This is a genomic window from Streptomyces spinosisporus, assembly GCF_022698145.1.
Classification (GTDB): Bacteria; Actinomycetota; Actinomycetes; order Streptomycetales; family Streptomycetaceae; genus Streptomyces; species Streptomyces spinosisporus.
The window spans coordinates 99,476-117,543 of the sequence record NZ_JALDAX010000021.1 but is presented as its reverse complement, the minus strand read 5'-3'; the positions used below and the strand labels follow the sequence as shown (position 1 = coordinate 117,543).

Genomic DNA, 18,068 nt, shown 5'->3' with positions numbered 1-18,068 from the left:
GGGCCTTTAGAACATGGGACTCGAAGAAAAGCTGCCGAGCGGATTTCTGCTGACCACCGTCGAGCAGGCCGCGGGCTGGGTGCGCAAGGCGTCCGTCTTCCCGGCCACGTTCGGCCTCGCCTGCTGTGCCATCGAGATGATGACCACCGGCGCCGGACGCTACGACCTGGCGCGCTTCGGCATGGAGGTCTTCCGAGGTTCGCCTCGCCAGGCGGACCTGATGATCGTGGCCGGCCGGGTGAGCCAGAAGATGGCACCGGTGCTGCGCCAGGTCTACGACCAGATGCCGAACCCCAAGTGGGTGATCTCCATGGGGGTCTGCGCCTCCTCGGGCGGCATGTTCAACAACTACGCGATCGTCCAGGGCGTCGACCACATCGTCCCCGTCGACATCTATCTGCCCGGCTGTCCGCCGCGGCCCGAGATGCTGATGGACGCCATCCTCAAGCTGCACCAGAAGATCCAGTCCTCCAAGCTCGGCGTGAACGCCGAGGAGGCGGCCCGCGAGGCGGAGGAAGCGGCGCTCAAGGCCCTGCCCACGATCGAGATGAAGGGGCTGCTGCGGTGAGCGACGCGAACGGCACCAGCGGGGCGTCGAACGGGGTCAACCCCGAGAAGGACCTCGGCGCCTCCAACCTCCCCGGCCAGCGCGGCGAGGGCGGCGAGGAGATCCGCGTCCAGCGCGGCATGTTCGGCGCCAACAACGGCGGCGACACCTCCGGCTACGGCGGCCTGGTCCGCTCGGTCCGCCTCCCGGGACCGGCGGCCCGCCCCTACGGCGGCTGGTTCGACGAGGTCGCCGACGAACTGGAGGGCGCGCTGGAGGAACAGGGACTCCTGCCCGACAACGCGATCGAGAAGACGGTCGTCGACCGCGGCGAACTCACCTTCCACATCGAGCGCGAGCACCTGCTCCGCGTCGCGCAGACCCTCCGCGACGACCCGGCCCTGCGCTTCGAACTGTGCACCGGCGTCAGCGGCGTCCACTACCTGCACGACAAGGGCCGCGAGCTGCACGCCGTCTACCACCTGCGCTCGATCACCCACAACCGGCTGATCCGCCTCGAGGTCAGCGCGCCCGACAGCGACCCGAAGATCCCGTCGCTGGTCTCCGTGTATCCCACCAACGACTGGCACGAGCGCGAGACCTACGACTTCTTCGGCATCGTCTTCGACGGTCACCCGGCCCTGACCCGGATCATGATGCCGGACGACTGGCAGGGCCACCCGCAGCGCAAGGACTACCCCCTCGGCGGCATCCCCGTCGAGTACAAGGGCGCCCAGATCCCGGCTCCGGACCAGCGGAGGTCGTACTCGTGAGCACGCAGTCAGCATCCGCCGCCTCGGCGCGCGAGACCACCGAGGGCACCGTCTACACGGTCACCGGTGGCGACTGGGACGAGGTCGTCCAGTCCGCGGCCCGCGCCGACGACGAGCGCATCGTCGTCAACATGGGTCCCCAGCACCCCTCCACCCACGGGGTGCTCCGCCTGATCCTGGAGATCGAGGGCGAGACGGTCACCGAGGCCCGCTGCGGCATCGGCTACCTCCACACGGGGATCGAGAAGAACCTCGAGTTCCGCACGTGGACGCAGGGCACCACGTTCGTGACGCGCATGGACTACCTGACGTCCTTCTTCAACGAGACCGCCTACTGTCTCGCCGTCGAGAAGCTCCTCGGCATCGAGGACCAGATCACCGAGCGCGCCGAGATCATCCGGGTGCTCCTGATGGAGCTGAACCGCCTCTCCTCCCACCTGGTGTGCATCGCCACCGGCGGCATGGAGCTCGGCGCCACCACGATCATGATCTACGGATTCCGTGATCGTGAAATGATTCTCGACATCTACGAGCTCATCACGGGCCTGCGCATGAACCACGCGTACATCCGGCCCGGCGGACTCGCCCAGGACCTGCCGCCCGGCGCGGTGGACCACATCCGCGAGTTCGTGAAGAAGATGAAGAAGAACCTCCCGGAGTACGACAAGCTCGCCACCGGGAACCCCATCTTCAAGGCCCGTATGCAGGACGTCGGCTATCTCGACCTGGCCGGCTGCATGGCCCTCGGCGCCACCGGCCCGATCCTGCGCTCCACCGGCCTGCCGCACGACCTGCGCAAGGCACAGCCGTACTGCGGATACGAGACGTACGACTTCGAGATCCCGACCGCGGACTCCTGCGACTCCTACGGGCGCTTCCTGATCCGCCTGGAGGAGATGCGCCAGTCGCTGGGGATCATCGAGCAGTGCCTTGACCGGCTGCAGCCCGGCCCGGTCATGGTCGCCGACAAGAAGATCGCCTGGCCCGCCCAGCTCGCCCTGGGACCGGACGGGCTCGGCAACTCCCTCGACCACATCAAGAAGATCATGGGCACGTCCATGGAGGCCCTGATCCACCACTTCAAGCTGGTCACCGAGGGCTTCCGCGTCCCGCCGGGACAGGCGTACGCGGCCGTCGAGTCGCCCAAGGGCGAACTCGGTGTGCACGCCGTCTCCGACGGCGGCACCCGCCCCTTCCGGGTCCACTTCCGTGACCCGTCCTTCACCAACCTGCAGGCCATGGCGGCGATGTGCGAGGGCGGCCAGGTCGCCGACGTCATCGTCGCCGTCGCGTCCATCGACCCCGTGATGGGAGGCGTCGACCGGTGACCACCAGTTCCTCGGAGCAGGGCGTCAGCCTGGGCATGCCCCAACTGCCCGCGCCCGCCTACCCGGACGACGTCCGAGCCCGGCTCGAGGCCGACGCGCGCCAGGTGATCGACCGCTACCCCGACTCCCGGTCCGCGCTCCTGCCGCTGCTGCACCTCGTGCAGTCGGAGGAGGGCCATGTCACGCGCACCGGGATGCAGTTCTGCGCGGACATGCTCAAGCTGACCACCGCGGAGGTCACGGCCGTCGCGACCTTCTACTCCATGTACCGGCGCAAGCCGTCCGGTGACTACCAGGTCGGCGTGTGCACCAACACGCTGTGCGCGGTGATGGGCGGCGACGCGATCTTCGAGGAGCTCCAGGAGCACCTCGGCGTCGGCAACGGCGAGACCACCGCCGACGGCAAGGTCACCCTGGAGCACATCGAGTGCAACGCGGCCTGCGACTACGCGCCGGTGGTGATGGTCAACTGGGAGTTCTTCGACGACCAGACCCCGGCCAGCGCCAAGCGTCTCGTCGACGACCTGCGCGCGGGACGCGAGGTCGAGCCCACGCGCGGGGCGCGTCTGTGCACCTTCAAGGAGACCGCGCGGATTCTGGCCGGCTTCCCCGACGAGCGGCCCGGGGCCGTCGAGGAGAGCGGCAGTGCGGGACCGGCGTCGCTGGTGGGCCTCCGCCTGGCCAAGGGAGAGACCGCACCCGCGCGCGTGGTCCATCCGCGGGACGGCGGGCCGCACGACGAGCAGGACAGGGCCGTGCACGACCCGTCGCCGACCGAGCGACTGAGCGCACACGACGCGCCGCAGGAGACGTCGGCCTCCGACCCGGCCCACCCGGCCGGGCCCACCGCCGAGGAGGGGGAGTGATGACCTTGGCACCCGAACTCAAAGACACCAGCCCCGAGAAGCTGCTCGCACCCGTGCTGTCCGCCTTCTGGGACGAGGACAGGTCCTGGACGCTGGACGTCTACAAAAGGCACGAGGGGTACGAGGGGCTCCGCAAGGCGCTCGCGATGTCCCCGGACGACCTGATCGCGTACGTCAAGGACTCCGGGCTGCGCGGCCGCGGCGGCGCGGGATTCCCGACGGGAATGAAATGGCAGTTCATTCCCCAGGGAGATGGAAAACCGCACTATCTAGTTGTCAACGCCGACGAGTCGGAGCCGGGGACGTGCAAGGACATCCCGCTCCTCTTCGCGAACCCGCATAGCCTCATCGAGGGCATTGTCATCGCGTGTTATGCCATCCGGTCTTCGCATGCCTTCATCTATCTGCGTGGTGAAGTCGTCCCCGTTCTGCGGCGGTTGCACGAGGCCGTGCGCGAGGCCTACGAGGCCGGCTACCTCGGCGAGAACATCCTGGGCAGCGGACTGAACCTCCAGGTCACCGTGCACGCGGGCGCAGGCGCGTACATCTGCGGTGAGGAGACCGCACTGCTCGACTCGCTCGAAGGCCGCCGGGGTCAACCGCGGCTCCGTCCCCCTTTCCCTGCGGTCGCGGGCCTCTATGCGTGCCCGACTGTTGTGAACAACGTCGAGTCGATCGCATCGGTTCCCGCAATTCTGAATCGGGGCAAAGAATGGTTCCGGTCGATGGGCAGCGAGAAGTCCCCGGGCTTCACGCTCTACTCGCTTAGCGGCCATGTCGCGAGCCCCGGCCAGTACGAGGCCCCGCTCGGCATCACGCTGCGCCAGCTCCTCGACATGAGCGGCGGCATGCGGCCGGGCCACCGCCTCAAGTTCTGGACGCCGGGCGGCTCCTCGACACCGATGTTCACCGACGAGCACCTCGACGTACCCCTTGACTACGAGGGCGTCGGCGCTGCCGGCTCCATGCTCGGCACCAAGGCCCTTCAGTGCTTCGACGAGACGACCTGCGTCGTGCGCGCCGTCACCCGCTGGACCGAGTTCTACGCCCACGAGTCCTGCGGCAAGTGCACACCGTGCCGCGAAGGGACGTACTGGCTCGTGCAGTTGCTCCGCGACATCGAGGCGGGCAAGGGCGTCATGAGCGACCTCGACAAGCTGAACGACATCGCCGACAACATCAACGGCAAGTCGTTCTGCGCCCTCGGCGACGGCGCCGCCTCGCCGATCTTCTCCTCGCTGAAGTACTTCCGCGAGGAGTACGAGCAGCACATCACGGGCCGCGGCTGCCCCTTCGACCCGGCCAAGTCGACGGCCTGGGCCGACTCCCGCACGGAGGTGAACGCATGACCGTGACCACCAACGCTCCCTCGGGAGGGGGAGAGGCGGCGGTCCCGCCGGAAGATCTCGTCTCGCTGACGATCGACGGCGCCGAGATCAGCGTGCCCAAGGGCACCCTGGTCATCCGCGCCGCCGAGCAGCTCGGCATCGAGATCCCCCGCTTCTGCGACCACCCCCTCCTGGACCCGGCCGGCGCCTGCCGCCAGTGCATCGTCGAGGTCGAGGGCCAGCGCAAGCCGATGGCGTCCTGCACCATCACGTGCACGGACGGCATGGTCGTCAAGACGCACCTCACCTCGCCGGTCGCCGAGAAGGCCCAGCACGGTGTGATGGAGCTGCTGCTCATCAACCACCCCCTGGACTGCCCCGTCTGCGACAAGGGCGGCGAGTGCCCGCTGCAGAACCAGGCCATGTCGCACGGCCAGGCCGAGTCCCGCTTCGAGGGCAAGAAGCGGACGTACGAGAAGCCCGTCCCGATCTCCACGCAGGTGCTGCTGGACCGCGAACGGTGCGTGCTGTGCGCCCGTTGCACCCGCTTCTCCAACCAGATCGCGGGCGACCCGATGATCGAGCTGGTCGAGCGGGGCGCGCTGCAGCAGGTCGGCACCGGTGAGGGCGACCCCTTCGAGTCGTACTTCTCCGGCAACACCATCCAGATCTGCCCGGTCGGCGCGCTGACCTCGGCGGCGTACCGCTTCCGCTCCCGCCCCTTCGACCTGGTGTCCTCGCCGAGCGTGTGCGAGCACTGCTCCGGGGGCTGCGCGACCCGCACCGACCACCGCCGCGGCAAGGTCATGCGGCGGCTCGCCGCCAACGACCCCGAGGTCAACGAGGAGTGGATCTGCGACAAGGGGCGGTTCGCCTTCCGGTACGCGCAGCAGCGCGACCGGCTCGAACAGCCCCTGGTGCGCAACGCCGAGGGCGAGCTGGAGCCGGCCTCCTGGCCGGAGGCGCTGCAGATCGCGGCCCAGGGCCTGCTCGCCTCGCGCGGCCGGACCGGTGTGCTGACCGGCGGCCGGCTGACCGTCGAGGACGCCTACGCCTACAGCAAGTTCGCGCGCGTGGCGCTCGACACGAACGACATCGACTTCCGCGCGCGGGTGCACACCAGCGAGGAGGCCGACTTCCTGGCGGCGCGGGTCGCCGGACGCGGCCGTGATCTCGACGGTACGGGAGTCACGTACACCCTCCTGGAGAAGGCACCCGCCGTCCTGCTGGTCGGCTTCGAGGCCGAGGAGGAGGCGCCCGGCGTCTTCCTGAGGCTGCGCAAGGCCTGGCGGGGGCACGGCCAGAAGGTGTTCTCGCTGGCCACGCACGCCACGCGCGGTCTGGAGAAGGCCGGCGGCACCCTGCTTCCCGCGGCTCCCGGCACCGAGACCGAGTGGCTGGACGCGCTCGCCGGCGGGGTCGGGCTCGACGGGGACGGCTCGAAGGCGGCCGAGGGGCTGCGCACCGAGGGCGCGGTGATCGTGGTCGGCGAACGGCTGGCGGCCGTCGCCGGCGGGCTCACCGCCGCCGTACGGGCCGCCGCCGCGACCGGCGCCCGGCTGGTGTGGATCCCGCGGCGGGCCGGAGAGCGCGGCGCGCTCGAGGTCGGCGCCCTGCCGTCGCTGCTTCCCGGCGGACGCCCGGCGACCGACCCGCGCGCGCGTGAGGAGGTCGCCGCCGTCTGGGGACTGGCCGAACTCCCGCACCGCTACGGCCGCGACACCAGCCAGATCCTGGAGGCCGCCGTGAGCGGTGAACTCCAGGCGCTGCTGGTCGCGGGTGTCGAGGTCGCCGATCTACCCGACCCGGCACGCGCGCGTGAAGCACTTCACGAGGCCGGTTTCGTGGTGTCGCTGGAGCTGCGGCCCAGTGAGGTCAGCGAGCTGGCGGACGTGGTGCTGCCCGTCGCCGCGGTCGCCGAGAAGGCCGGCACCTTCCTCAACTGGGAGGGCCGGGTGCGCTTCTTCGACGCCGCGCTCAAGCCCGACCAGATGACCCGCCGCCTCGCGCCCACCGACGCGCGCGTGCTGCAGATGCTGGCCGACGCCATGGACGTACACCTGGGTCTGCCGGATCTGCGCACCGTGCGTGCGGAGATCGACCGGCTCGGGCCCTGGGACGGTCCGCGTGCCACCGAGCCCCTGGAGAGCGCGGGCGTGCTGCCGCGGCCCGCCGCCGGCGAGGCCGTCCTGTCGGGCCATCGCCTCCTGCTGGACCAGGGCGTCCTCCAGGAGGGCGACGAGGCGCTCGCCGGGACCCGGCACGCCGCCCACGCGCGCGTGTCGGCCGCGACGGCCGCCGAGGCGGGCGTCAAGGACGGCGACCTGCTCGCCGTGACCGGTCCCACCGGGACCGTCGAACTCCCGCTGCAGATCACGGAGATGCCCGACCGCGTGGTCTGGCTGCCGCTGAACTCAGCAGGCAGGGGCGTCGCCTCCGACACCGGGGCGCTGCCCGGCGCACTCGTCCGCATCGGCCCGGCGACGCTCGTCGGCGAGGCCCCCGAGGAGGTGGAGGCATGAGCCCGTACCTCGCCGCTGAAGACCTCTCGATGTTCGGCCGCGACCCCTGGTGGCTGATCGTCGTCAAGGCCGTCTTCTGCTTCGCCTTCCTGATGGTGACCGTGCTGTTCTCCATCGTGTGGGAGCGCAAGGTCGTCGCCTGGATGCAGCTGCGCATCGGCCCCAACCGGCACGGCCCCTGGGGCATGCTCCAGTCGCTCGCCGACGGCATCAAGCTGATGCTCAAGGAAGACGTCATCGTCAAACGCGCGGACAAGGTGGTCTACGTCCTCGCACCGATCGTCGCCGCCATCCCGGCCTTCATGGCGATCGCGGTGATCCCCTTCGGACCGGCGGACAACCAGATCTCGATCTTCGGCCACCGCACCACGATGCAGCTGACGGACCTGCCGATCGCGATGCTCTTCATCCTCGCGGTCGCCTCGGTCGGCATCTACGGCATCGTGCTCGCGGGCTGGAGCTCCGGATCCACCTACCCGCTGCTCGGCGGCCTGCGCTCCTGCGCGCAGATGATCTCGTACGAGATCGCCATGGGCGCCGCCTTCGCCTCCGTGTTCCTCTACTCGGGGTCGATGTCGACGTCGACGATCGTCGAGCAGCAGCACGACCGCTGGTACATCATCCTGCTGCCGGTCTCCTTCATCCTCTACATCGTCACGATGGTCGGCGAGACCAACCGCGCCCCCTTCGACATGCCGGAGTCCGAGGGCGACCTGGTGGGCGGCTTCAACACCGAGTACTCGTCGATCAAGTTCGCGATGTTCATGCTCGCCGAGTACGTGAACATGGTGACGGTCTCGGCCGTCTCCACCACGCTCTTCCTCGGCGGGTGGCGGGCCCCCTGGCCGATCAGCACCTTCTGGGAGGGCGCCAACCACGGCTGGTGGCCGCTGCTCTGGTTCGTGATCAAGGTCCAGCTGCTGCTGTTCTTCTTCATCTGGCTGCGCGGCACGCTCCCGCGGGTCCGCTACGACCAGCTGATGAAGCTCGGCTGGAAGGTCCTCATCCCGGTCTCCGTGGTCTGGCTGATGCTGGTCGCGACCGTGCGGGCCCTCAGGAACGAGAACTACGACTTCGCCGACATCGCCCTCTACATCGGCGGCGGCGTCCTCGCCCTGCTGCTGGTGTCCTTCGTCGCCGACATGTTCCGCGAGAAGGGCAGGACGGCCGAGGCGCAGGCCGCCGAACCGGCCGGCTTCGACCCGATGGCCGGCGGATTCCCCGTGCCCCCGCTCCCCGGACAGGAGCTCCCGCCGGTGCCGAGGCGCAGCCCGCGCCGCGAGCGGGAGTTGATTGTCAGTGGTGGGTCGGATACTGCCAGTGACGGATCTTCGGATGGAAAGGAGGCGTCCGATGGCTGAGGAGCCCAAGGAGACCAAACCCGGTTTCATGAACCCCGTGGCCGGCTTCGGCGTGACCTTCAAGGCCATGTTCAAGAAGCGGCTGACGGAGCAGTACCCGGAACAGCACAAGACCACCGCCCCCCGGTTCCACGGACGGCACCAGCTCAACCGCCATCCGGACGGCCTGGAGAAGTGCGTCGGCTGCGAGCTGTGCGCCTGGGCCTGCCCCGCCGACGCGATCTACGTGGAGGGCGCGGACAACACGGAGGAGGAGCGCTACTCACCGGGCGAGCGCTACGGCCGCGTCTACCAGATCAACTACGCCCGCTGCATCCTGTGCGGCCTGTGCATCGAGGCGTGCCCCACGCGCGCGCTGACAATGACCAACGAGTTCGAGCTCGCGGACTCCAGCCGCGCCAACCTCATCTACACCAAGGAGCAGCTGCTCGCCGGCCTCGAGGAGGGCATGGTCGACAGTCCGCACGCCATCTACCCGGGGATGGACGAGCAGGACTACTACCGGGGAGTGGTCACCGAGGCGGCGCCCGGCACGGAGCCCCAAGTTGCCCGCTCCAAGGGCGAGGTCGTCCAGGAGGCCGACTCCACCTTCGGTGAGGCCGAGCCGGCGTCGGAGAAGGTGATCGGCCGATGACCGCGCAGCTCGCCGCCTACTCCACCTCCACCGGAGAGGCCTTCCAGTTCTGGGTCCTCGGCACCGTCGCCGTGATCGGCGCGCTGGCCACGGTCTTCATGAAGAAGGCCGTCCACAGCGCACTGTCGCTCGCCGGCACCATGATCATCCTGGCGGTGTTCTACCTCGCCAACGGCGCGTACTTCCTCGGGATCGTGCAGGTCGTCGTCTACACCGGCGCGATCATGATGCTGTTCCTGTTCGTGGTGATGCTCGTCGGCGTGACCGCGGCGGACTCCCTGAAGGAGACCATCAAGGGCCAGCGCTGGCTGGCCCTTCTGTGCGGGCTCGGCTTCGGCATCCTGCTGCTCGGCGGGATCGGCAACGCCTCGCTCAACGACTTCAACGGCCTCGGCCAGGCGAACGGCAACGGCAATGTGGAGGGCCTCGCGGCCCTCATCTTCACCAAGTACGTGTTCGCCTTCGAAATCACCGGCGCCCTGCTGATCACGGCCGCCGTCGGTGCCATGGTGCTCACCCACCGCGAGCGCACCGAGCGGGCCAAGACGCAGCGCGAGCTGTCCGAACAGCGCGTGCGCGAGGGCAAGTACGTCCCGCCGCTGCCGGCGCCTGGTGTGTACGCGCGGCACAACGCGGTGGACATCGCGGGCCTGCTGCCCGACGGCACCCCGTCCGACCTCACGGTCAGCAAGACGCTGCGTGACCGCGGCCAGATCCGTGACGTGTCGAGCGAGGCACTGAACGACCTGCGTGCACTGGAACAGCGCTCCGAGGAGCGCCTGGAGCGCACCGAGATCGAACCGGCCACCTTCAAGCGGGAGGAGGCGTCGCAGTGAACCCGGTCAACTACCTGTATCTGTCGGCCCTGTTGTTCACGATCGGCGCCACCGGTGTGCTGATCCGGCGCAACGCCATCGTGGTGTTCATGTGCATCGAGCTGATGCTGAACGCCTGCAACCTCGCGTTCGTCACCTTCTCCCGGATGCACGGCAATCTCGACGGCCAGGTCATCGCGTTCTTCACGATGGTCGTCGCCGCCGCGGAGGTCGTGGTCGGGCTCGCGATCATCGTGTCCCTGTTCCGTTCCCGCCACTCGGCCTCGGTCGACGACGCCAGCCTGATGAAGCTCTGAGGGGTCGGAAGAAATCGTGGAGAACCTGATTGCGCTGCTGGTGGCGGCGCCACTGCTCGGAGCGGCCGTACTGCTGTGCGGCGGCCGGCGGCTCGACGCCGTCGGCCACTGGATCGGCACGGTCCTCGCGTTCGTCTCCTTCGCCTTCGGCGTGATCCTCTTCGCCGATCTGCTGGGCAAGGACGCCGAACACCGGACGCTGATGCAGCATCTGTTCAGCTGGGTCCCGGTCGAGGGCTTCCAGGCGGACGTGACGTTCCGACTGGACCAGCTGTCGATGACGTTCGTGCTGCTGATCACCGGTGTCGGCTCGCTGATCCATCTGTACTCGGTCGGGTACATGGAGCACGACGAGCGCCGCCGCCGCTTCTTCGGCTATCTGAACCTGTTCCTCGCGGCGATGCTCCTGCTCGTCGTCGCCGACAACTACCTGCTGCTGTACGTCGGCTGGGAGGGCGTGGGTCTCGCGTCCTATCTGCTGATCGGCTTCTGGCAGCACAAGCCCAGCGCGGCGACGGCGGCGAAGAAGGCCTTCCTGGTCAACCGCGTCGGCGACATGGGCCTGTCCATCGCCATCATGCTGATGTTCACGACGTTCGGGACGTTCGCCTTCGGACCGGTCCTCGACGGCGTCGGCGACACCTCCGAGGGCAAGCTCACCGCGATCGGCCTGATGCTTCTGCTCGCCGCCTGCGGCAAGTCCGCCCAGGTGCCGCTGCAGTCCTGGCTCGGGGACGCGATGGAGGGCCCGACCCCGGTCTCGGCCCTCATCCACGCCGCGACGATGGTGACCGCGGGCGTCTACCTGATCGTCCGCTCCGGAGCGATCTTCAACGCCGCGCCCGACGCACAGCTGGCGGTCACCGTGGTCGGTGCCGTCACGCTCCTGTTCGGTGCGATCGTCGGTTGCGCGAAGGACGACATCAAGAAGGCACTGGCCGGTTCAACCATGTCGCAGATCGGCTACATGATCCTCGCCGCGGGCCTCGGCCCCATCGGCTATGTCTTCGCGATCATGCACCTGGTGACGCACGGCTTCTTCAAGGCCGGGCTGTTCCTCGGCGCCGGATCGGTCATGCACGGCATGAACGACGAGGTGGACATGAGGAAGTACGGCGGCCTGAGGAAGTACATGCCGGTCACGTTCATCACGTTCGGCCTCGGCTACCTCGCCATCATCGGCTTCCCGGGTCTGTCCGGCTTCTTCTCCAAGGACAAGATCATCGAGGCGGCCTTCGCGAAGGGCGGCACGGAGGGCTGGATCCTCGGTGGCGCGGCCCTGCTGGGCGCCGCCATCACGGCCTTCTACATGACGCGCGTGATGCTGATGACGTTCTTCGGCGAGGAGCGCTGGCGCAACCAGCCCACGCGTTCGCCCGAAGCGCCGAGCGCGGAGCCGGTCGCCGAGCACCACGGCGAGCACGCGGAGCCGCACCCGCACGAGTCGCCCAAGGTCATGACGATCCCGATGATCCTGCTGGCCGTCGGATCGGTCTTCGGCGGCGCGTTCTTCAGCATCGGCGACCGCTTCCTGCACTGGCTGGAGCCCGTCACCGGGCACAGCGAGGGCGACTCGCCGGTCAGCGCCGCGACGGTCACCGGAGCGACCATGGTCTGCCTGATCATCGGCGTCGGCATCGCCTACGCCATGTACGGCCGCCGTCCGGTCCCGGCCGTGGCCCCGCGCGGGTCGCTGCTCACCCGGGCCGCCCGACGCGACCTGCTGCAGGACGACTTCAACCACGTCGTCCTGGTCCGCGGCGGCGAGCACCTCACGCGCTCCCTGGTGTACGTCGACCACACCCTGGTCGACGGAGTCGTCAACGGCACGGCGGCCTCGGTCGGCGGCCTGTCCGGGCGGATGCGCAGGCTGCAGAACGGCTTCGCGCGGTCGTACGCGGTCTCGATGTTCGGCGGTGCGGCGGTCCTCGTCGCCGCGACCCTGCTGATGAGGGCGGTCTGATACCGATGTCCTTTCCTCTGCTGACAGCGACGGCGGTGCTCCCCGCGATCGGGGCGATCGCCACGGCCGCCGTGCCGGCCGCGCAGCGCACCGCCGCCAAGTGGCTGGCGCTGCTCGTCTCGCTCGCCACGCTCGCCCTCGCGATCACGATCCTGGTCCGCTTCGACCCGGACGGCGGTCGCTACCAGCTCACCGAGTCCCACTCCTGGATCGCGGACTTCGGAGTCCGCTACGAACTGGGCGTGGACGGCATCGCGGTGGCGCTGATCGCGCTGACCGCGCTGCTGATGCCGTTCATCATCCTCGCGGGCTGGCACGACGCCGACCCGCTGGAGACCGGAAGCAGGCGGTGGCGGCCGACGCAGGGCTTCTTCGCCCTGATCCTGGCCGTCGAGGCGATGGTGATCATCTCCTTCGAGGCCACCGACGTCTTCCTCTTCTACATCTTCTTCGAAGCCATGCTCATCCCGATGTACTTCCTCATCGGCGGCTTCGGGGACCGTGCCCACGAGCACGGTGAGGAGGCGGCGTCGACGCAGCGGTCGTACGCCGCGGTGAAGTTCCTCCTCTACAACCTCATCGGCGGCCTGATCATGCTGGCCGCCGTGATCGGTCTCTATGTGGTCGCCGGGAACTTCAGCCTCCAGGAGATCGCACAGGCCCGTGCCAACGGCTCGCTGCACATGGCGACCAGCACCGAACGCTGGCTGTTCCTCGGCTTCTTCTTCGCCTTCGCGGTGAAGGCGCCGCTGTGGCCGCTGCACACCTGGCTGCCCAACGCCATGCAGGAGTCCACCGCCCCCGTCGCCGTCCTCATCACGGCGGTCGTCGACAAGGTGGGCACCTTCGCGATGCTCCGCTTCTGCCTCCAGCTCTTCCCGGAGGCGTCGAAGTGGGCCACGCCCGTCATCCTCGTCCTCGCCCTGATCAGCATCGTCTACGGCGCGCTGCTCGCGGTCGGCCAGCGGGACATCAAGCGGCTGGTGGCGTACGCCTCGATCTCGCACTTCGGCTTCATCATCCTGGGCATCTTCGCGATGACCAGCCAGGGCCAGTCCGGTGCGACGCTGTACATGGTCAACCACGGCATTTCGACAGCTGCGTTGATGCTGGTGGCGGGCTTCCTGATCTCCCGGCGCGGCTCGCGGCTCATCGCCGACTACGGCGGTGTCCAGAAGGTCGCGCCGGTGCTCGCCGGCACGTTCCTGATCGGCGGTCTGGCGACCCTGTCGCTGCCGGGACTCGCCCCGTTCGTGAGTGAGTTCCTGGTCCTGGTCGGCACGTTCACGCGCTACCCGGCGGTCGGCATCATCGCCACCTTCGGCATCGTGCTCGCCGCGCTCTACACCCTCGTCCTGTACCAGCGGACGATGACGGGCCCGGTGAAGCAGGAGGTCTCGGCGATGCCGGACCTCAGGGTGCGTGAACTGGTGGTCGTCGCGCCGCTGATCGTGCTGCTGATCTTCCTGGGCGTCTATCCGAAGCCGGTGACGGACATCGTCAACCCGGCGGTGAAGTCGACCCTGTCCGACGTACACAAGAAGGACCCCAAGCCCTCGGTGGAGGCGGCCAAGTGAGCGCATCAGCCGTCCACAGCCTGTGGACAACGGCGGCAACCGCGGCCGATCCGATCGCGAAGATCGACGCGCCGAAGATCGAATACGGGCAACTGTCGCCCACCTTGATCGTCGTGTGCGCGGCGATCATCGGGGTGCTGATCGAGGCGTTCGTACCGCGCAAGTCCCGTTATCTCGCCCAGGTGTTCCTGTCCGCCGTCGCGCTCTGCGCCGCCTTCGCGGCGGTCGTCGCGCTCGCGGCCGACGGATACGGCACCACCAAGGCGCACATCGCGGCGATGGGCGCGATCGCGGTCGACGGGCCGTCCCTGTTCCTGCAGGGCACGATCCTGCTCGCCGGCCTGGTCGGCCTGTTCACCTTCGCCGAGCGGCGCCTCGACCCGGAGGCGCACGGCAACCGCGTCGACTCGTTCGCCGCACAGGCCGCGTCCGTGCCCGGCAGCGACAGCGAGAAGGCCGCCGTCAAGGCCGGATTCACCACCACCGAGGTCTTCCCGCTGCTGCTCTTCGCGGTCGCGGGCATGCTGGTGTTCCCCTCGGCGAACGACCTGCTGACGCTGTTCGTGGCCCTGGAGGTCTTCTCCCTCCCGCTCTACCTGCTCTGCGCACTGGCCCGCCGCAAGCGGCTCATGTCGCAGGAAGCGGCGGTCAAGTACTTCCTGCTCGGCGCGTTCGCCTCGGCGTTCACGCTGTTCGGCATCGCGCTCCTGTACGGCTACGCGGGCTCGGTGTCGTACGCGCGCATCGCGCAGGTCGTCGACGGGACCGTCACGAACGTCGACCCGGCGCTCGCCGACACCATGGGCAACGACGCGCTGCTGCTCGTCGGCGGCGCCATGATCGTCATGGGGCTGCTGTTCAAGGTGAGCGCGGTTCCGTTCCACATGTGGACGCCGGACGTCTACCAGGGCGCGCCGACCCCGGTGACCGGGTTCATGGCGGCGGCGACGAAGGTGGCGGCGTTCGGAGCGCTGCTGCGCCTGCTGTACGTCGTCCTGCCCGGACTGCGCTGGGACTGGCGGCCGGTCATGTGGGCCGTCGCGATCGTCACCATGCTGGGCGGTGCGATCGTCGCGATCACCCAGACCGACATCAAGCGGCTGCTGGCGTACTCGTCGATCGCGCACGCGGGATTCATCCTCGCGGGTGTCATCGCGACCTCGAAGGACGGCGTCTCCTCCGTCCTCTTCTACCTGGCCGCGTACTCCTTCGTGACCCTCGGCGCCTTCGCCGTGGTCACGCTGGTGCGCGACGCGGGCGGCGAGGCGACGCATCTGTCCAAGTGGGCCGGGCTCGGGCGCCGTTCACCGCTGGTGGCGGCCGTGTTCGCGGTGTTCCTGCTGGCCTTCGCCGGTATCCCGCTGACCTCCGGGTTCGCGGGGAAGTTCGCCGTGTTCAAGGCGGCGGCGGAGGGCGGGGCGGCCCCGCTGGTCGTGATCGGTGTGATCTCGTCCGCGGTCGCGGCCTTCTTCTACATCCGCGTGATCGTGCTGATGTTCTTCAGCGAGCCGCGGCCCGAGGGCCCGACGGTCGCCGTGCCGTCGCCGCTGACGATGACGGCGATCGGCCTCGGTGTGGTGGTCACGCTGGTGCTCGGTGTGGCGCCGCAGTACTTCCTCGACCTGGCGAACCAGGCGGGAGTGTTCGTGCGCTGACCTGCGGTGCGTGTACCGCTGACCTGCGGTGCCTGCGCCGTCGGCCTGCGGTGCCTGTGGAGGGGCCCCGGTTCTCGACGGGAACCGGGGCTCACTGCTGTGCCGGGGCCTGTGGATAACTCCGGGGCTGTCGGTGCGGGCCCCTATCGTGGAGGCAGTGGTCGAGGGACGACGTACGGGGGGCACGACGATGGGTGGGACGGGCGGTATCAGCGAGATGCCAGGGGTGACCGAGAGCGAGGCGTTGGCCACGCTGCACCGGGTCTTCGGCTACGAGACCTTCCGCGGCGAGCAGGAAGCGGTCATCGAGCATGTGGTGGCCGGCGGCGACGCCGTGGTGCTCATGCCGACCGGCGGCGGAAAGTCGCTGTGCTACCAGATCCCGGCCCTGGTCAGACCCGGTACGGGCATTGTGGTGTCCCCGCTCATCGCGCTGATGCAGGACCAGGTGGACGCGCTGCGAGCGCTCGGCGTGCGGGCCGGGTTCATGAACTCCACGCAGGACTTCGACGAGCGACGCGTGGTCGAGGCCGAGTTCCTCGCCGGGGAGCTGGACCTGCTGTATCTGGCGCCGGAGCGGCTGCGGCTCGACTCGACGCTCGAACTGCTCTCCCGCGGCAAGATCTCGCTCTTCGCGATCGACGAGGCGCACTGTGTCTCCCAGTGGGGCCACGACTTCCGTCCCGACTATCTCGCCCTGTCCCTGCTCGGTGAGCGCTGGCCGGACGTCCCCCGGGTCGCGCTCACGGCGACCGCCACGCGTGCGACGCACCAGGAGATCACCCAGCGTCTGAACATGCCGACGGCCCGGCACTTCGTGGCGAGCTTCGACCGTCCCAACATCCAGTACCGCATCGTGCCCAAGGCCGACCCCAAGAAGCAGCTGCTGACCTTCCTGCGCGAGGAGCACAAGGGCGACGCGGGCATCGTGTACTGCCTCTCGCGCAAGTCCGTCGAGGCGACGGCCGAGTTCCTCAGCCGCAACGGCATCGAGGCGGTGCCGTACCACGCGGGCCTGGACGCGGGCACGCGCGCGGCGCACCAGTCCCGGTTCCTGCGCGAGGAGGGGCTGGTCGTGGTCGCGACCATCGCCTTCGGCATGGGCATCGACAAACCGGACGTGCGCTTCGTCGCCCACCTCGACCTGCCGAAGTCCGTCGAGGGGTACTACCAGGAGACGGGTCGCGCGGGGCGGGACGGACTGCCCTCCACGGCCTGGATGGCATACGGCCTCAACGACGTCATACAGCAGCGCAAGCTGATCCAGACCGGCGAGGGGGACGAGGCGTTCCGGCGCCGGGCCGCCGCCCACCTGGACTCGATGCTGGCGCTGTGCGAGACGGTCCAGTGCCGCCGCGGTCAGCTTCTCGCCTACTTCGGCCAGGACCCCGATCCCGCGGGCTGCGGCAACTGCGACACCTGCCTGACCACACCGGAGACCTGGGACGGCACGGTCGCCGCGCAGAAGGTGCTGTCGACGGTGGTGCGGCTGCAGCGTGAGCGGGGGCAGAAGTTCGGTGCGGTGCAGATCGTCGACATCCTGCTCGGGCGGCGCACGGCCAAGGTGATCCAGTTCGACCACGACCAGCTGTCCGTGTTCGGTATCGGCGAGGAGCTCACCGAGGGCGAATGGCGGGGCACCGTACGGCAGTTGCTGGCACAGGGGCTGCTCGCGGTCGAGGGGGAGTACGGCACGCTTGTGCTGACCGAGGCCAGCGGATCGGTGCTGCGGCGCGAGCGGGAGGTGCCGCTGCGCAAGGAGCCGAAGAAGCCGGTGACCTCGCGGTCGGCGTCTTCCGGCAGGGGCGAGCGCAAGGCCAAGGCCGCCGCGGCCGAGCTGCCCGAGGAACTGCAGCCCGCGTTCGAAGCGCTGCGCGCCTGGCGCGCGGAACAGGCCCGGGAACAGGGGGTCCCGGCCTACGTCATCTTCCACGACGCCACCCTCCGCGAGATCGCCACCACCTGGCCGACGTCGGTGCGCGAGCTCGGGGGGATCGGCGGAGTGGGGGAGAAGAAGCTGGCTACGTACGGGGAGGGGGTGCTGGCGGTGCTGGCTGAGTTGGGCGGGCCACCTGGTGCGGGGGGCGGGGCAGCTCCTGCGGATATCCCTGCGGCGAGGCCGGCAGCGGATGCCACCGCGAGCTCCGACGACCACTGGCCCGAGATGGACGCGGAGCCGGAGCCGGAGGACTGGATATAGGGGGCGGGCCGGTGCCGTGGGGACGCCGGTCCGCGGGGGAGGGCGCGTCCCGGGGCCAGCCCGCAGCCGAGAGCGTCACACGGCTTGCCCGCACCTAGGGCGTGACAGGGCCCGACCCGTCGTAGAGGGCGGCGTCACGGTCACCTGCCTGTAGTGGCCGACATCGTCACCGTCCCCCGCCC

General features: G+C 69.2%; 14 protein-coding genes. All 14 read left to right on the top strand.

The annotated features are described in order from the left end of the window. The first annotated feature begins 13 nt into the window (after positions 1 to 13). The gene (locus MQN93_RS37605) at positions 14 to 568 is read left to right on the top strand and encodes a NuoB/complex I 20 kDa subunit family protein (protein WP_007383964.1); all 555 of its coding nucleotides are present in this window, start codon (positions 14 to 16) and stop codon (positions 566 to 568) included. Continuing rightward, positions 565 to 1,320: an NADH-quinone oxidoreductase subunit C gene (locus MQN93_RS37600; protein ID WP_016437634.1), complete on the top strand. Its 756-nt coding sequence runs from the start codon at positions 565 to 567 to the stop codon at positions 1,318 to 1,320. The genes MQN93_RS37605 and MQN93_RS37600 overlap by 4 nt, the downstream gene beginning before the upstream one ends. Beyond that, positions 1,317 to 2,648, top strand: a complete 1,332-nt coding sequence (locus MQN93_RS37595) for an NADH-quinone oxidoreductase subunit D (protein WP_016437635.1) — start codon at positions 1,317 to 1,319, stop codon at positions 2,646 to 2,648. Before MQN93_RS37600 ends, MQN93_RS37595 begins: the two co-directional genes overlap by 4 nt. Next, the gene (nuoE, locus tag MQN93_RS37590) at positions 2,645 to 3,514 is read left to right on the top strand and encodes an NADH-quinone oxidoreductase subunit NuoE (RefSeq protein ID WP_242713014.1); all 870 of its coding nucleotides are present in this window, start codon (positions 2,645 to 2,647) and stop codon (positions 3,512 to 3,514) included. The genes MQN93_RS37595 and nuoE overlap by 4 nt, the downstream gene beginning before the upstream one ends. Continuing rightward, positions 3,514 to 4,863 (top strand): NADH-quinone oxidoreductase subunit NuoF, encoded by a 1,350-nt coding sequence (gene nuoF / locus MQN93_RS37585; RefSeq protein WP_016437637.1) that lies wholly within the window; start codon positions 3,514 to 3,516, stop codon positions 4,861 to 4,863. Before nuoE ends, nuoF begins: the two co-directional genes overlap by 1 nt. After that, the gene (locus tag MQN93_RS37580) at positions 4,860 to 7,364 is read left to right on the top strand and encodes an NADH-quinone oxidoreductase subunit G (RefSeq protein WP_242713013.1); all 2,505 of its coding nucleotides are present in this window, start codon (positions 4,860 to 4,862) and stop codon (positions 7,362 to 7,364) included. Before nuoF ends, MQN93_RS37580 begins: the two co-directional genes overlap by 4 nt. Next, a complete protein-coding gene (gene nuoH, locus MQN93_RS37575; protein WP_016437639.1) occupies positions 7,361 to 8,725 on the top strand; it encodes an NADH-quinone oxidoreductase subunit NuoH in 1,365 nt (454 codons plus the stop codon). The genes MQN93_RS37580 and nuoH overlap by 4 nt, the downstream gene beginning before the upstream one ends. Next, a complete protein-coding gene (gene nuoI, locus MQN93_RS37570) occupies positions 8,718 to 9,359 on the top strand; it encodes an NADH-quinone oxidoreductase subunit NuoI (RefSeq protein WP_242713012.1) in 642 nt (213 codons plus the stop codon). The genes nuoH and nuoI overlap by 8 nt, the downstream gene beginning before the upstream one ends. After that, positions 9,356 to 10,195: an NADH-quinone oxidoreductase subunit J gene (locus MQN93_RS37565; protein ID WP_016437641.1), complete on the top strand. Its 840-nt coding sequence runs from the start codon at positions 9,356 to 9,358 to the stop codon at positions 10,193 to 10,195. The genes nuoI and MQN93_RS37565 overlap by 4 nt, the downstream gene beginning before the upstream one ends. After that, positions 10,192 to 10,491: an NADH-quinone oxidoreductase subunit NuoK gene (gene nuoK, locus MQN93_RS37560; RefSeq protein WP_016437642.1), complete on the top strand. Its 300-nt coding sequence runs from the start codon at positions 10,192 to 10,194 to the stop codon at positions 10,489 to 10,491. Before MQN93_RS37565 ends, nuoK begins: the two co-directional genes overlap by 4 nt. A 16-nt stretch (positions 10,492 to 10,507) precedes the next feature. Continuing rightward, positions 10,508 to 12,454 (top strand): NADH-quinone oxidoreductase subunit L, encoded by a 1,947-nt coding sequence (gene nuoL / locus MQN93_RS37555; RefSeq protein ID WP_242713011.1) that lies wholly within the window; start codon positions 10,508 to 10,510, stop codon positions 12,452 to 12,454. 5 nt (positions 12,455 to 12,459) lie between these two features. Next, positions 12,460 to 14,031 (top strand): NADH-quinone oxidoreductase subunit M, encoded by a 1,572-nt coding sequence (locus MQN93_RS37550; protein WP_016437644.1) that lies wholly within the window; start codon positions 12,460 to 12,462, stop codon positions 14,029 to 14,031. After that, positions 14,028 to 15,686 carry an NADH-quinone oxidoreductase subunit NuoN gene (gene nuoN / locus MQN93_RS37545; RefSeq protein WP_242713010.1) on the top strand — a complete coding sequence of 553 codons (1,659 nt, stop codon included), beginning with the start codon at positions 14,028 to 14,030 and terminating at the stop codon, positions 15,684 to 15,686. Before MQN93_RS37550 ends, nuoN begins: the two co-directional genes overlap by 4 nt. Before the next feature lie 190 nt (positions 15,687 to 15,876). Continuing rightward, entirely contained in the window at positions 15,877 to 17,886 is a 2,010-nt protein-coding gene (gene recQ, locus MQN93_RS37540; protein ID WP_242713045.1) for a DNA helicase RecQ, read from the top strand. Positions 17,887 to 18,068: the final 182 nt, after the last annotated feature.